This is a genomic window from Actinosynnema sp. NPDC050436 (assembly GCF_040655415.1).
Taxonomy (GTDB): Bacteria; Actinomycetota; Actinomycetes; order Mycobacteriales; family Pseudonocardiaceae; genus Actinosynnema.
This window is the reverse complement of sequence record NZ_JBFAJV010000007.1, coordinates 267,860-281,774: the sequence shown is the minus strand read 5'-3', so window position 1 is coordinate 281,774 and position 13,915 is coordinate 267,860. Positions and strand designations below refer to the sequence as shown.

14 protein-coding genes are annotated in these 13,915 nt (G+C 76.0%); 6 read left to right on the top strand and 8 right to left on the bottom strand.

The window, feature by feature from the left end:
* Positions 1-40: 40 nt before the first annotated feature.
* Together AB0I60_RS19730 and AB0I60_RS19725 are read right to left on the bottom strand one after the other, a co-directional pair.
* Positions 41-715 (bottom strand): DUF1986 domain-containing protein, encoded by a 675-nt coding sequence (locus AB0I60_RS19730; protein WP_360731720.1) that lies wholly within the window; start codon positions 713-715, stop codon positions 41-43.
* A 40-nt stretch (positions 716-755) separates the two neighbouring features.
* Positions 756-3,377 carry an AAA family ATPase gene (locus tag AB0I60_RS19725; protein ID WP_360731718.1) on the bottom strand — a complete coding sequence of 874 codons (2,622 nt, stop codon included), beginning with the start codon at positions 3,375-3,377 and terminating at the stop codon, positions 756-758.
* Positions 3,378-3,460: 83 nt separating this feature from the next.
* On the opposite strand from AB0I60_RS19725, the gene AB0I60_RS19720 reads away from it, so the two are divergent.
* A complete protein-coding gene (locus tag AB0I60_RS19720; protein WP_360731716.1) occupies positions 3,461-4,660 on the top strand; it encodes a glycoside hydrolase family 3 N-terminal domain-containing protein in 1,200 nt (399 codons plus the stop codon).
* Positions 4,661-4,776: 116 nt separating this feature from the next.
* Here the strand turns inward: AB0I60_RS19720 and AB0I60_RS19715 are convergent, their stop codons facing one another.
* The 3 genes from AB0I60_RS19715 to AB0I60_RS19705 all read right to left on the bottom strand — a co-directional run bounded on the left by AB0I60_RS19715 (position 4,777) and on the right by AB0I60_RS19705 (position 9,179).
* The gene (locus tag AB0I60_RS19715; protein ID WP_360731714.1) at positions 4,777-6,402 is read right to left on the bottom strand and encodes an ABC-F family ATP-binding cassette domain-containing protein; all 1,626 of its coding nucleotides are present in this window, start codon (positions 6,400-6,402) and stop codon (positions 4,777-4,779) included.
* Between the two features lie 31 nt (positions 6,403-6,433).
* Positions 6,434-8,056 (bottom strand): ABC-F family ATP-binding cassette domain-containing protein, encoded by a 1,623-nt coding sequence (locus AB0I60_RS19710; RefSeq protein ID WP_360731712.1) that lies wholly within the window; start codon positions 8,054-8,056, stop codon positions 6,434-6,436.
* 268 nt (positions 8,057-8,324) lie between these two features.
* Positions 8,325-9,179, bottom strand: a complete 855-nt coding sequence (locus AB0I60_RS19705; protein ID WP_360731711.1) for an MBL fold metallo-hydrolase — start codon at positions 9,177-9,179, stop codon at positions 8,325-8,327.
* Between the two features lie 94 nt (positions 9,180-9,273).
* Here AB0I60_RS19705 and AB0I60_RS19700 point away from each other — a divergent pair, with 94 nt between their 5' ends.
* Together AB0I60_RS19700 and AB0I60_RS19695 are read left to right on the top strand one after the other, a co-directional pair.
* Positions 9,274-9,960 carry a TetR/AcrR family transcriptional regulator gene (locus AB0I60_RS19700; protein WP_360731709.1) on the top strand — a complete coding sequence of 229 codons (687 nt, stop codon included), beginning with the start codon at positions 9,274-9,276 and terminating at the stop codon, positions 9,958-9,960.
* Between the two features lie 56 nt (positions 9,961-10,016).
* The gene (locus AB0I60_RS19695; protein WP_360731707.1) at positions 10,017-10,451 is read left to right on the top strand and encodes a hypothetical protein; all 435 of its coding nucleotides are present in this window, start codon (positions 10,017-10,019) and stop codon (positions 10,449-10,451) included.
* A gap of 55 nt (positions 10,452-10,506) precedes the next feature.
* Here the strand turns inward: AB0I60_RS19695 and AB0I60_RS19690 are convergent, their stop codons facing one another.
* From AB0I60_RS19690 to AB0I60_RS19680, 3 genes are all read right to left on the bottom strand, one after another.
* The gene (locus tag AB0I60_RS19690; protein ID WP_360731705.1) at positions 10,507-10,812 is read right to left on the bottom strand and encodes a hypothetical protein; all 306 of its coding nucleotides are present in this window, start codon (positions 10,810-10,812) and stop codon (positions 10,507-10,509) included.
* Between the two features lie 64 nt (positions 10,813-10,876).
* The gene (locus AB0I60_RS19685) at positions 10,877-11,176 is read right to left on the bottom strand and encodes a hypothetical protein (RefSeq protein WP_360731704.1); all 300 of its coding nucleotides are present in this window, start codon (positions 11,174-11,176) and stop codon (positions 10,877-10,879) included.
* A gap of 53 nt (positions 11,177-11,229) precedes the next feature.
* The gene (locus AB0I60_RS19680; protein WP_360731702.1) at positions 11,230-11,394 is read right to left on the bottom strand and encodes a hypothetical protein; all 165 of its coding nucleotides are present in this window, start codon (positions 11,392-11,394) and stop codon (positions 11,230-11,232) included.
* A gap of 19 nt (positions 11,395-11,413) precedes the next feature.
* On the opposite strand from AB0I60_RS19680, the gene AB0I60_RS19675 reads away from it, so the two are divergent.
* The 3 genes from AB0I60_RS19675 to AB0I60_RS19665 all read left to right on the top strand — a co-directional run bounded on the left by AB0I60_RS19675 (position 11,414) and on the right by AB0I60_RS19665 (position 13,816).
* On the top strand, positions 11,414-12,040 hold the full coding sequence (locus tag AB0I60_RS19675) for a hypothetical protein (RefSeq protein ID WP_360731700.1): 627 nt from the start codon (positions 11,414-11,416) through the stop codon (positions 12,038-12,040).
* Between the two features lie 80 nt (positions 12,041-12,120).
* The gene (locus AB0I60_RS19670) at positions 12,121-12,726 is read left to right on the top strand and encodes an RNA polymerase sigma factor (protein WP_360731698.1); all 606 of its coding nucleotides are present in this window, start codon (positions 12,121-12,123) and stop codon (positions 12,724-12,726) included.
* A complete protein-coding gene (locus AB0I60_RS19665) occupies positions 12,719-13,816 on the top strand; it encodes a CU044_5270 family protein (RefSeq protein WP_360731696.1) in 1,098 nt (365 codons plus the stop codon). The genes AB0I60_RS19670 and AB0I60_RS19665 overlap by 8 nt, the downstream gene beginning before the upstream one ends.
* Positions 13,817-13,915 lie beyond the last annotated feature (99 nt).

Here is a 13,915-nt window from a genome sequence, read left to right as displayed (position 1 = left end):
CCCGCGCCGGGGACGGCGCGGGCCACCCGGGCAGCAGCGGTCAGACGCCCGACGTGGAGCGGATCCACGACCGGACGGCGGGCACGCTGCTGTACTGCTGGGTCGAGCTGCCGTCCGCCGTCGAGGCGACGCCGACCTGGAGGCCGTTGTACATCTGCGGGCCGCCGGAGTCGCCGGACCACGCGTTGCCGTTGATCCGGCTGCTGCACAGCGCCTGGCCGCCGTAGTAGTCGCGGCAGATCGAGGTGACGCGCACGTTGGCGGTCTTGAGCTGCGGCGAGACCGGGCCGTTGCGGCTGGTGTAGCCCCAGCCGTAGATCTGGTTGGTGCTGCCGGTCGGCGGGTTGGCGTCCGCGAGCCTGGAGTACTGGCTGGTCTGGATCGGCGTGGCGAGCTGGAGCAGCGACACGTCGGCCTGCGCGTGGCTGACGTACCGGGTCACCGAGCTGGGCGTGCCCTGGGCGCGCTGGACGTTGCCGACCCGGACGGTGAGGCCGGAGCCGACGCAGTGCTTGGCGGTGAGCACCCACTGCGGCGCGATGATGGTGCCGGAGCAGGTGAACGAGCCGTTGCGGTAGACCGCCGCCGACCACGGGGCCGACGACACCAGCGTGCCGCCGATGATCATGGGTGCGACCTCGCCGCTCGGCGCGGCGTTCGCCGGTACGGCGGTCACCGCGCACAGCAGGGCGCAGGCAAGGATGAAGGGACGCATGGGATCTCCTCGTCCACTAGGCAGGGGGGACAAGCGAGAGTCAGGATGGATGTCCGGTTCCCGGGTCGGAAACGGGGAATTCCCCGTCCCCTCGCATCCGGGCGGCCAACTGGGTGCGGTTGCGCACGTCGAGCTTGCGGTAGATCCGGGTGAGCGCGCCCTCCACCGTCTTGACGCTGATGTTGAGCCGCCCGGCCACCTCCGGGTTGCTGGCACCGCCCACGACCTGCCGCGCGATCCGCGCCTCGAACCCGGCGAGGGCGGTGCCCTGCGGGGTGTCGCCGAGCAGCACCGCCGCCCGGTCGGCCCAGCCCGGTGCCCCGCTCGCGGTGAACACCTCGCGGGCCTGCTCCAGCAGCCGGCGCGCGGCACCCCTCCTCTTGCGCCGGCGTTCCGCCACGCCGGACGCCAGCAGGCTGCGCCCCCACTGCAACGGCTGCCCCAGCTCGCGGTGCGCCTCGACGGCGGCGCTCAACGCCCGCTCGGCCGCGCCGTGGTCCTTGAGCGCCAGCCGGAGCAGGCCGTCCGCCCGGTCCAGCGACGCCACCACGCCGCGCCGGCCCAGCCGCACGGCGGCGGCTCGCGCCCGGCCGACCACCCCGGCGGCCTCCGCCAGCCCGCCGACCGCGACCAGCGCCTCCGCCAGGTCGGGGCGCAGCGCGAACACCGCCGGGTCGTCGAACCCCATGTCCAGTTCGAGCGCCGCCGCCCGGCGCAGCGGCCCGACGGCCGCCTCCGGCAGTCCCGCGCCCAACGCCGCCACGCCCTGGGCGTGCAGGTTGCGCACCAGGAACGACAGGTCGCCGTCGGCCTCGGCGCGGGCGATCCCGCGCCGGGCCAGGGCGTCGGCCACCACCGGGTCGCCCCCGTACGCCTCGGCCAGCGCCGACCCGTAGCAGGCCAGCGCCAGGTCGTAGCCGGTGTCCTCGGCCAGGCGCAGGCACTCCTGGGCGCGGCGGCGCGCGCTGCCGCAGCGGCCCATCGCCACCCACACCTCGATCGCGGCCCACGTCATGCCGATGACCTCGGACCGCGCACCGCGCTCGCCCGCGTGGTCGAGCAGCGCGGTGAGCCGGTCGGACGCCGCCTGGAGGCGGTCGGCGAACAGGTCGAGGCGGGCCGCCGCCCACAGCGCGCCGTCGTGCCCGACCACCATCCCGTCGGGCACGGTCCGCCGCGCGAGGTCCAGCGTGCGCGACGCGGTGGGGTCGCCCATCGCCATCTGGCACAGCGCCAGCGAGCACAGCGACATGACCTCGGTGCGCACGTCCTCGGCGGTGCGGGCCAGCAGCACGGCGTCCGCCAGGTGCCGGGCCGCGCCGCGCAGGTCGCCGCCCACCGCCGAGTGCACCGCGAACCGGTACTCGGCCGGTGCTTCCAGCGCCGCGTCGCCCTTCGCGCCGATCAGCGCCTCGCCGACGATGGCGTCGGCTGCCTTGCGGGCGTAGCCGACCGCGTCGACCAGCACCAGTTGCGCGCGGACCCGCTGGGTGCGCGGCACGCCGGGCGAGCCCAGCACGGTCCGGGCAAGCGCGGTCGCCAGCTCGCGGCGGCCCGCGCCCAGCGCGTCGGCCGCCGCGCGCAGCCGCCGTCCCGCCGCGCGGGCCGGGACGGTCGGCGGGGTGCGCTCGGCGGCGAGTTCGCCCAGCTCGGCGGCCCGGTCGAGGTGGCCGTCCCGGCGGGCGGCGGTCGCGGCCTCCACCAGGGCGACGGCGGTGGACTCGTCGAACCCGCTGACCGCGTGGGCCCGGTGCCGGGCCCGCTGCACCGGGTCGGTCGCCAGCCCGGCCAGCCGGGCGTGCGCGGCGCGCACCTCCTCCGGCGGCACCACCAGCGGCAGCGCCTCGGCGACCAGCGGCTGCCGGAAGCGCACCGCGCCGTCGGCGTCCACGCGGACCAGCGGGCAGCCCGCGAGCTCCGCAGCGGCCCGGTCCCGCCCGCAGTGCGTGATCAGCCGCACGGTCGGCCGGTCCAGCAGGGCCGCCACCAGCAGGGTCGCCCGGGTGCCGGCGGGCTGCGCGGCCACCAGGTCCCGGACGACCGCGCGCAGCCGGGCCGGGACCTCCCCGCCCGACGCGGCCAGCTCGACGGCGTACCCGGGGTTCCCACCGGTCAGCCGCACGTCGACCCGGCCGTGCCGGGCCATCAGCTCGGCGGTCGCCGCGACCGGCAGCGGCGGCACCTCGACCACCTCGCCGCCGCACCACCAGGCCACCGGCTCCCGGGCCGCGACCAGCGCCCGGGTCCGCGCCCTGGCCAGCGCGAACGCCAGCACGGACGCCGACGCGCCGTCCACCCACTGGGCGTCGTCGACCACGACCACCGGGTCGAGCGCCCGGAACGCCGCCAGCACCGCCCGCCGCAGGGCCAGCGGGTCCGGTTCCCCCGGCACGCGGCGCAGCGCGCGGTCCAGCGCCTGCGCCTGCGGCCCCGGCAGGTCGACCCGGACGTCACCGAGCAGGTCCGCCAGCACCAGGTGCGGGACGAGCCGGTCGGCTTCGGCAGGGCGGCTGCGCAGCAGCACCGCGCCGGGGCCCGCCGCGACCACGGCTTCCAGCAGCGCGGTCTTCCCGATCCCGGCCGGGCCGTGCACCAGCACGCGACCGCGCGCGAGCCCGGCCCGCACGCCGGCCAGCAGGTCGTCCCGCCCGAGCAGCTCCATAGGGCCACCGACCGTACTGCCGGCGGCCACCGCCCCACCACGGCCGACCGGTGGTCCCGCCGCGCTTGCCGTAGGTTGGTCCGGTGCGGAACGAGCTGCCGATCGGGCGTCGCGGCGGCCCGAGACCCGGGACCCGGGCCCTGCTGGTCTCCACCGCGCTGGGCGCGCTGCTCGCGGCGCTGCTGCACGACCCCGGGCACCGGGTGGACGGGCACCCCGTGGCCGCGCCCGGTGGCGCGGCGACCACCTCGCAGACCCCCACCACCACCCGCGACCCCTCGCCCGCGCCGCCGCCCGACCCGTGCCCGGCCACGGTCGCGTCGCTCACCCTCCGGCACCGGCTGGCCCAACTGCTGATGGTCGGCGTCGACCCGCGCGGCCCGGCGGACGCGCTGGACCTGGTGAGCGCCGAACAGGTCGGCGGCATCTTCATCGGCGGCGACGACACCGGCCTGCTGTCCGCCGGCCTGGACGCGGTGCGCGGCGCGGCGACCCTGCCGCTCCAGGTGGCCGTGGACGACGAGGGTGGCCGGGTGCAGCGGGTCGACGTGCTGGACGGCTCGATCCCCAGCGCCCGGGAGATGGCCGCCGCGATGACCCCCGACCAGGTGCGGGTGCTGGCCCGCGACCGCGCCGCCGCCCTGGCCAAGCGCGGCGTCACCATGGACCTCGCGCCCGTGGTGGACACCAGCGGCCTGCCCGACGCGACGGTGATCGGCGACCGGTCGTTCAGCGCCGACCCCGCCGTGGCGGCCGAGTACGCCCTCGCCTTCGCCCAGGGGTTGCAGGAGGTCGGGACCACCCCCGTGCTCAAGCACTTCCCCGGCCACGGCAACACCAGCGGCGACTCGCACCGGGGCGCGGTGACCTCGCCGCCGCTGGACGCTTTGCGCCGGGCGGACCTGGTCCCCTACCGCGACATCGCCCGCTACGGCCGGGTCGTGGTGATGCTCGGGCACATCGACGTGCCGGGCCTGACCGGCGGCCTGCCGGCGACCCTGAGCCCCGAGGCGTACGCGCTGCTGCGCGGCGAGTTCGGCTTCACCGGCCCGGCGATGACCGACGACCTGGGGGCGATGCGCGCGGTGACCGACCGCGTGGACCTGCCCGAGGCGGTGCGCCAGGCCCTGGCCGCCGGCGCGGACATCGCCCTGTGGTCCAGCGGCGGCCGGACCGGCGAGGTGCTGGACCACCTGGAGGCGTCGGTGGCGGCGGGCACCCTCCCGGCCACCCGCGTGGACGAGGCCGCCCGGCGCGTGCTGTCCCACAAGAACGCCTGCTGACCACCGCTTCCGACGAGTCGGCGGGTGGGTCGGCGGCGCGGGTCACAGGCCGGGCGGCGTGGACCGGGGGCGCGAGCGCGGACCGGGGAACGGGTCGGGTCGGCGAGGCCGGCGGCTCAGAGTCGGGTCGGGTCGGCGATCGCGCCGTCGACCATCCTCACCTGCGTGCCGCGCCACCGGCCGCGCAGCCACCGGTCGTGGGTCGCCACGACGACCGCGCCGGGGCCGGGGCCCAGTGCCTCTTCCAGTTCGTCGCACAACGCCGGCGCGAGGTGGTTGGTCGGCTCGTCGAGCAGCAGCAGTTCCGGCGGGTCCGCCACCAGCAGGGCCAGGGCGAGCCGGCGGCGCTGGCCCGCCGACAGGTGGCCGGTCGCGGTGTCCAGGTCGCGGTCGGCCAGCAGGCCCAGCGACCGCAGCGGCACCTCCTCCGCGCGGTCGACGCCCAGCGTCCGGACGTAGGTCTCGCGCGCGGTCCGGTCCGGGTGCGCGAAGGCGGTGTCCTGCGCGAGCAGCCCGACGGTCAGGCCCTCCCGCCGCCGCACCTCGCCCCCGTGCCGCAGGGTGCCGGCGAGCACCGCCAGCAGCGTCGACTTCCCGGCCCCGTTCGCGCCCGTGACCAGCAGCCGCGTGCCCGGCGCGACGGTGAACCGCTCGACGGCGAGCCGGCCGGGCACCCGGACGTCGTGCAGCGACACCGGGTCCTCCTCGCCCTCGCCGGTGGCCAGCGCGACCGGGCGGAACTCCAGCGGGCGCGGCGGTTCCGGGACGCGGGTGCGCTCCAGCACCTCCAGGCGGCGGGTGGCGTTGCGGACGCGCCGGGCGACCTGGTTCTGCACCCGGCCGCCGGCGTGGCCGTAGCCCATCTTCTCGTTGTCGCTCTTCTCCCGGTTCGGCGCGACCTGGTGCGCGGTGCGCTCGGCCGCGTGCCGCAGGGCCTCCACCTCCTCCTGCTGTTCCGCGTGCTGCCGCCGCCACCGCTCGCGGTCGGCGCGCTTGCGGGCCGCGTACGCGGTGTAGCCGCCGCCGAACCTGGTCGGGCCGCCCAGCGCCGGGTCGAGGTCGACCAGGTCGGTGCACACGGCGTCGAGGAACGCCCGGTCGTGACTGGCCACCACGACCACGCCCGGCAGCCCGCGCAGGTGGTGCTCCACGAACGCCATGGCCTCGTCGTCCAGGTGGTTGGTCGGCTCGTCCAGCAGCAGCGCCGACGGCCGCCGCACGAGCAGCGCGGCCAGGGCCAGCCGGCCGCGCTGCCCACCGGAGAGCGCGGCCAGCGGGCGGTCGTGCGGCAGGTCCCCGAGCCCCAGCCCGGCCAACACCAGCCCGGCCCGCCGGTCGGCGTCCCAGGACTCCCGGTGCTGGGCGCGGTCGAGCCGCTCGGCGTACGCGGCGAGCAGCGCCCCGTCCTGCGGGGCGCGGGCCAGCTCGGCACCCAGGCGGTCCAGTTCGGCGAGGTCTTCGCGGGCGTCGCGGACGGCGTCGGCGAGCACGTCGGCGATCGTCGCGTCCGGCGCGAACGGCAGCTCCTGGTGCAGGAAGCCGACGTCCTCGGGCCGGGTGACGGTGCCGGCGTCCGGCCGGTCCACGCCGGCGAGCAGCCTCAGCAGCGTGGACTTGCCGACGCCGTTCTCCCCGACCAGCCCGATCCGGTGGCCGGGCGCGGCGGTCAGGGACAGGCCGTCGAGGACCCTGCGCGCACCGAGCACGCGGACCAGGTCGTGGGCGAGCAGGGCAGCGGGCACGGCTTCTCCCCGGGAGGTGGTCGGGTGTCGGTCAGGGCGCGGTGGTGTCGAGCAGCCGCCCGTCCACCAGCCGCAGCCGGCGGCCGACCCCGATCTCGGTGAGGAACCGCTCGTCGTGGCTGACCACCACGAACGCGCCCCGGTAGGCGTCCAGCGCGCTCGCCAGCTGCCCGACGCTGACCAGGTCGAGGTTGTTGGTCGGCTCGTCGAGCAGCAGCAGGTGCGGCGCGGGCTCGGCGAACAGCACGCACGCCAGCGTGGCGCGCAGCCGCTCACCGCCGGAGAGCACGCCGACCGGCAGCGCGCCGCGCGCACCCCGGAACAGGAAGCGGGCCAGCAGGTTCATCCGCTGCGACGGTGGCAGCGCGGGCGCGTAGGCGGCCAGGTTGTCCGCGACGCTCAGGTCCGGGTCGAGCAGGTCCAGCCGCTGGGACAGGTACGCCACCCGGCCGGGGTGCCGGGTGACGCGGCCCTCGTCGGGCTCCAGGTCGCCGTTGACCACCCGCAGCAGCGTGGACTTCCCGGACCCGTTCGGGCCGGTCAGCGCGATCCGCTCCGGGCCCCGGATCGCCAGGTCGACCCCCGCGTACAGCTCCTGGCCGCCGCGCCGCACCCGCAGCCCCTCGCCCACGAACAGCGTGCGGCCGGCGGGCACCGCCGTGCCGGGCAGGTCCAGGGACAGCCGGTGGTCCTCGCGCAGGTTGCCCTCGGCCTCGTCCAACCGGGCCTTGGCGGCGCTCAGCCGCGCGGTGTGCACCTCGTTCGCCTTGCCGGCGGACTCCTGGGCGTTGCGCTTCATCGTGCCGGCGAAGATCTTCGGCAGGCCCGCGCTGCCCAGGGTGCGGGCAGCGTTGCCGGCCCGCCGCTGCGCGCGTTCCCGGGCCTGCTGCAACTCCCGCTTCTCGCGCTTGACCTCCCGCTCGGCGGCCCGCACGGTGTGGTCGGCGAGGTCGCGCTCGGCCTCCACCACGGCCTCGTACTCGGAGAAGGTGCCGCCGTGGAAGCGGATGCGGCCCCGGTCCAGCTCGGCGATGCGCTCCATCCGGTCCAGCAGCTCCCGGTCGTGGCTGACCAGCAGCAGGCAGCCGGACCAGTCCTGGAGCACGTCGTAGAGCCGGTGCCGGGCGTCCAGGTCGAGGTTGTTGGTCGGCTCGTCGAGCAGCAGCACGTCCGGCCGGCGCAGGAGCTGCGCGGCCAGCCCGAGCGAGACGACCTGCCCGCCGCTGAAGGTGTCCAGCCGGCGGTCGAGGTCGAGCGCGCCGAGCCCGAGCCGGTCGAGCTGGGCGCGGGTGCGCTCCTCGACGTCCCAGTCGGTGCCGATGGTGGTGAAGTGCTCCTCGGCCGCGTCACCGGACTCGACGGCCGCGATCGCCGCGAGCACCGGGGCGATGCCCAGCACCTCGGCCACCGTCAGGTCGCCGGTCAGCGGCAGGGACTGCGGCAGGTGGCCGAGCACGCCGTCGACGGACACGCTGCCGCCCGTGGGCCGCAGCTCGCCGGCGATCAGCTTGAGCAGGGTGCTCTTCCCCGCCCCGTTCGGCGCGACCAGACCGGTGCGACCGCCCGGCACGCTGAAGGACAGGTCCTGGAACACGGGGGTGTCGTCCGGCCAGGAGAACGACAGGGACGACACGACGATGAAGGCGTCGGACACGGAACAGACCTCGGAGGTGACGAACGGGCGCACGACGGCGGCACCGCTGGTGGATGTGGGGGAACGACGACAGGACCACGACGGCGGCACACGTCCAGCGCGCACACCGGTGGTTCACCGACTCCGGGGATCACCCGGAGATGTCGTCTTCACCTGCCACGTCACCACTCCTGATCTCAGGCAACCTTCGATCCGAAAATAGCACACCCCACCGACACGCACCCTGCACACCACTGTGGACGGTCGCGCGGGCCGTCCGCGTGGCGCGTCAGGCCCGACCGTGGAACGCCCGCGCGGTGAGCGCGATCCACTCGGGCTGCTCCCAGGTGCTCCACCGCTCGCGGGCGCCGCGCCCGACCTCCGCCGCCACCTCCTCGAACGCCAGTCCCCCGCCGCCCAGCCGGGCCACCTCGCGGCGCACGTGGTCCAGGTAGTCGCGCACGTCCTCGATCAGCCCGGTCCCGCCGACCTCGCCGTGACCCGGCACGACCACGGCCGGGCGGAGGTCGCGCAGCTCCCCCAGGACGGCGATCCACCGGTCGGCGTCGGCGTCCACGTCGAACGGCGGGAAGTGCGGCACGATCGGGAACATCCGGTTCTCCACCAGGTCGCCGGTGAACAGCACCCGGTCGTCCACCAGGACGGTCTGGTCGCCCGCGCTGTGCGCCGGCCCCCGGTGCTCCAGCACGGCCGTGCGCCCGCCGAGGTCCAGCTCCAGCCGGTCGCCGTCGTAGACCACGTCCGCCCCGGTCAGCCGGACGTCGGCCAGCTCGGCGGCGACCTCCGGGCCGAGCCCGGCGAACAGGTCCAGATACGCCGGGCCCTTGCGGCGCAGCTCGTCGCGCTGGGCGCGGTGGTGCACGGCGGTCGCCGCGCCCCGGAACACCTGCGCGCCGAAGCCGTGCTCCGGGTGGAAGTGCGTCGTCGTCAGGTACAGCGCCCGCCCGCCGGCCAGGTGCCGCGCCCGGTCGAGCACGTACCGCCCGCTGCGCGGCCCCAACCCGGTGTCGACGACCAGGGCGGCGTGCTCGCCGACCACGATCCCGACGTTGGGCACGAGCGGCACCCGGCCGTCCGGGATGACGTGCACCCCGTCGGCCACCTCGACCGGTTCCCCGGTCACGACCGGTCCACTGCCCATGTCCCGCCCCCATCTGATCGGTGTTCAGATACCGTCGCCGACGCTAGCACGATCTGAACGCTGATAAGATCAGGGCATGACCGGACGGCCCTACCACCACGGCGACCTGGGCAGCGCCCTGCTCGACGCCGCCGAGGCCCTGGTGCGCGAGCGCGGCGTCGAGGGCTGGTCGCTGCGCGAGGTCTCGGCCCGCGTCGGCGTCAGCCCCAGCGCCGCGTACCACCACTTCGCCTCGCGCGACGCCCTGGTGCGCACCCTGGCCGGCCGGGTGCTCGCGGGGCTGGCCGAGCACCTGCGGCACGCCGCCGCGCGCGCCCGGGGCCGGTGCACCGACCCCGGGCAGCGCCTGGTCGCGGTGGGGCGCGGCTACGTGCGGTGGACGCTGGCCGACCCGGCGGTGGCCGGGCTCGCGTTCGGCGCGCACCACGACGAGCCCGACGCGCCGCACCCGCACGACGTGCTGACCGACGAGCTGGACCGGCTGGTGGCGGCGGGCGGTCTGGCGGCGGCGGCCCGGCCCGGTGCCGAGTTCACCCTGTGGGCCGCCGTGCACGGGCTGGCCACGCTGCTCCGCGACGGGCTCCTCCGCCTGGACGGCCCCCGCGCCGTGGACCGCGAGGCGGAACGGCTGGTCCGCGCCGTGCTGACCGGCCTGGCGGCGACGCCGCCCGCGCCCGGGGCCCGGTCCGCACACACCGAGCGGCGGACTCGGCCTGACCTCGGGTCGGAACCCGTTCGCACCAGCCCTTCCGGACGAGTGTGACGCCGGTGCGAACCGGGCACTCGGGAGTCGGAACCCGACCCCCGGAGGAGATCCTGGTGTTATCCACCCGATCGGCCGTCGTGGCGTTCGCCGGCCTCGCGGCCCTGCTCGCCGGCCCCGTCACCGGCTCGGCCGCCCCGACCCCCGCCCGCACCCCGACCGCCGACAGCGCCCACCCGGACGAGAGCGCATCGTTGCAGGCGATCCAGTACAACCCCGGTGACTCCAGTCCTGAGCACGGTCCGAACTCCTTCGTCATCACCACGACGAACTGCATCGTCACCCTGTACGTCGAGTACCGCTGGGAGGGGAAGTCCGGGCGCGTCAAGGGGACCTGCAACAAGACCGTGTCCGAGTCCATCGCGCCGTCCGGCGGCACGGAGTACCCGCTTCAGTGGCGGCAGTGCACGCTCAGGTGGGGCAAGAAACCGCCGCTGCCGTTCTACATCTGCTCGCGCACCTACAACGAGGATGTCGTGCGCACGGGCTGACGCGCGGCCGGGTGGGTCTCCGCCGCCCACCCGGCACCCACGGTCCGGCGTGCCGTCACCTTCGGGTGGCGCGCACGGAGGTCACCACGCCCAGCGCGGCGAGCCCGAAGGTCATCACGCGCGCGGAGTCCGCAAGAGCCGCCCCGCCGGCGTTGAGCAGCGTGCCCGCGACGGCCGAGGTCACGGCGTAGGCGATGAGCCGGGTGGTGAGGGCGGCGGCTTTCGCGCCCTCCGCCGGGTCGTCCGTGCTGCTCATCGCGGCGACGCTCAGGTGCGGGAACGCGAGGCCGATGCCGATGCCCGCGACGAACAGCACCACCGCCCACGCGACGACGGCGAGCGCCGGGGCGTCGTCGGCCACCGGACGGCCCGCCGGGCGGCGCTCGGGCCGAGACCGGCGCCGACCACCTGCGCGACCACCCACCTCACGCCCGCGCACAGCGCCGCCCCACAGTGCGGACACCATCCCGGCCGACGATCAGCACCTCCGTCGAGGGGCTCACCGCGTTGACCGCCGCGCCGACCGCGAAGACCAGGAAGCCGACGAGGTGGGCCCTCGACGCGCCCCGGCCCGCCGGCACCCGGCTGACGAGCATCGACGCGATCACGGCAGCTATCAGGAAGCCGGTGGCGAGCAGGCGGCCGGAGAACAGCTCGGACCAGCGCCCGGAGGTGCCTTGCGAATCGGAGGTGGTGGAGGGGCCGATCGGGGAAGGTCCGGTCACGGCACGCTGGAACTTGAAGTCCGCTTGACATCGACCGCACCCAAGCCGGGGCGTCAGGAGCGGTCGGCGGCGTCCGCCTCGGCCAGCCGGGTGTGGAGGCGTTCCCGGATCTGCTCCGGGGTATAGGCGCGGCGGCGGCGTTCGGCGCGCGCGGCGACCACCCCGGTCGCGGCGACTCCGACGAACGCGGCCAGGCCGGCGAGCTTCCACCAACGCATGTGCCTAGGCTACCGGGTCGTGGCAGGCATCTCCTTGGACGAAGCCCTCGACTCGACCCGCACCGGCGATGTGTGGGTGTTCCGGGGCCGCAGCGCCGCCGACCGGGCGATCCAGGCGTTGACCAACAGCCCGGTCAACCACGTCGGCATGGCCGTGGTGGTCGACGACCTGCCGCCGCTGATGTGGCACGCCGAGCTGGGCCGCTCGCTGCCCGACCTGTGGTCCGGGCGGCAGCAGCGCGGTGCCCAGTTGCACGACCTGCGCGAAGCCGTGCTGACCTGGGCGCGCAAGTACGGGCAGCGGGCCTGGTTGCGGCAGCTGGACCACCAGGTCACCCGCGAGGTCGAGGACGCCGTGCTGCGCACGATCGCCCGGATGGACGGCACGCCGTTCCCGTCCACGGCCCGGCTGGCGTCGCGCTGGCTGCGGGGCCGGGTCCCGCTGCGCAAGCGGGCCGACATCGCCCTGGAGACCGCCTACTGCGCCGAGGTGGTCGCGGTGACCTACCAGGCGATGGGCCTGCTGCCGGCCGACCGCAGCCCCAACTGGTACGACCCCGGCCGCTTCTGGAGCGGGGACGACCTCGAACTGCTCGGGGGTGCCCGGCTCGGCGACGAGATCGCCGTGCGCATCCCGCCGGGCTGACCGGCCGGCGGGGTGGCGCGGGGTACCCGGCCCGCCGTGAAGGGTTCGCCGGGCTGCGGGCAAGTACTGGCGTGACGAGGATGACCGCCAGATCAGCGGAGCCCGACCGGTGGCCGCCGCCCGGTGACCACCCGGACCTGTCAGGACCCGACCCGGCGTCGGTGTTCGGCGGGCTCTTCGACGAGCACGCCGGGTCGCTGCACGCCTACCTGTCCCGCCGGGTCGGCGACCAGACGGCCGACGACCTGGTCTCCGAGACCTTCCTGGTGGCCCTGCAACAGCGGCACGCCTACGACCCGGCGCGGGCCGGGGTGCGGCCCTGGCTGTACGGGATCGCCGGCAACCTGCTGCGGCGGCACGTGCGGCAGGAGGTCCGGGGGTGGCAGGCCCGCGCGCGGGCGGCCGGGGCGGACCGGGTGCCGCCGGAGTCCCCCGAGGTCCGCTCGACCGAGCGGGTCGCCGCGCAGCAGCGCCTGCGGCACCTGGCCGGCGCGCTGGCCGCGCTGGAACCGGGCGACCGGGACGTGCTGCTGCTGACGTCGTGGGGCCGGCTGACCTCGACCGAGGTGGCCCAGGCCATGGGCATCCCGGTGGGCACGGTCCACTCGCGCCTGCACCGGGTGCGCAAGTCATTGCAGTCACACAGCCCTGTTGCGACCAGCGGAACGGAGGACGGCGATGCGTGAGCGCGAACAGGCCGGTGTGTGGACCGACGACGAGGTGGACCACGCCCTGTCCGAGCTGTACGAGGACATCAAGACCGACCAGCGGGGTCTCACCGCCGTCCGGGAGAACCTGATGGCGGCGGCGTCCGGCGCGGTGGCACCCGACGCGCCCGACACCGAGGCGGCGCAGGCCGACGTCGTGCCGATCGGGGCGGCGAAAAGCCGTAGGGCGCGGCCGGCACGGCGGTGGTGGGCGGCGGCGGCTGCGGTCGTGGTGCTCGCGGTCGGAGGTGTGGTGGCGCAGACGGTCGTGTTCACGCCCTCCTCCGCCACCGCCCAGGCCCGCGAGGCGCTGACCGGTGCCGCCGAACTCGCCGCGCGGGCAAGGGACGCGGTGGTGCCCGCCGGCCACTACCGCTACCTGGGCACCCACGCGTGGTGGGCGCGGGAAATGGGAACCGAGACCCGCAACTTCTCCTACCTCAACGAGAACGTGATCGAGGTCTGGATCCCGGCCGACCCCGAGGGCGAGTGGGTGCGGCGGCGGCGGGAGACCGGCAACCGGAAGTGGCTCGAGGGCACCGAGGCGGAGGCACGCGCGGCCGGCGTGGTGATCGAGGAGTCGCCGTGGCCGGAGCAGCGCGCCAAGGGCGGCAACTTCGTCGAGAACGCCCCCGAGCACGGCAACTGGCAGTTCCCCAAGCCGCAGTTCGTCGCGGGCCTGCCGACCGATCCCGAGCGGCTCTACGAGCGGCTGCGCGCGGACAGCGGCGGCGACGCGCACGCCCTCGTCTACGCCGCCGACGCGTTGCGCGCCGGGATGCTGCCCGCTGCGGTCCGCGCGACCCTGTTGCGGGCGTTGACCTTCGTGCCCGGCCTGGACGTCACCGACAACGCCGCCGACCTCGACGGCCGCCGGGGCGTGGCGCTGGGCGTCACCGAGGACGGCAACCGCCAGGAGATCATCCTCGATCCCGCGACCGGCGAGGTGATCGGCGAGCGGCAGGTGTCGGACTCGCTGTTCCCCGGCGTCCCGCCGGGCACCGTCACCAGCTGCTCCTCGGTGACCACCGCGGTGGTCGGCGGCGTCGGCGAGCGACCCGCCGGCTGATCCGGGCCGGTGCGGTGGTGGGTTCGCCGGGGGCCCACCACCGCGCCGAACGCGACCCGGCACGGCGACGCCGTGCCGCGCGGACGGCGGCACTACCCT

Excerpts from the sequence above, each read along its gene's own strand:
- AB0I60_RS19665 (WP_360731696.1), top strand. The coding sequence starts at position 12,719 with ATGCGTGAGCGCGAACAGGCCGGTGTGTGGACCGACGACGAGGTGGAC.
- AB0I60_RS19670 (WP_360731698.1), top strand. The coding sequence starts at position 12,121 with ATGACCGCCAGATCAGCGGAGCCCGACCGGTGGCCGCCGCCCGGTGAC.
- AB0I60_RS19680 (WP_360731702.1), bottom strand. The coding sequence starts at position 11,394 with ATGCGTTGGTGGAAGCTCGCCGGCCTGGCCGCGTTCGTCGGAGTCGCC.
- AB0I60_RS19700 (WP_360731709.1), top strand. The coding sequence starts at position 9,274 with ATGACCGGACGGCCCTACCACCACGGCGACCTGGGCAGCGCCCTGCTC.
- AB0I60_RS19730 (WP_360731720.1), bottom strand. The coding sequence starts at position 715 with ATGCGTCCCTTCATCCTTGCCTGCGCCCTGCTGTGCGCGGTGACCGCC.
- AB0I60_RS19725 (WP_360731718.1), bottom strand. The coding sequence starts at position 3,377 with ATGGAGCTGCTCGGGCGGGACGACCTGCTGGCCGGCGTGCGGGCCGGG.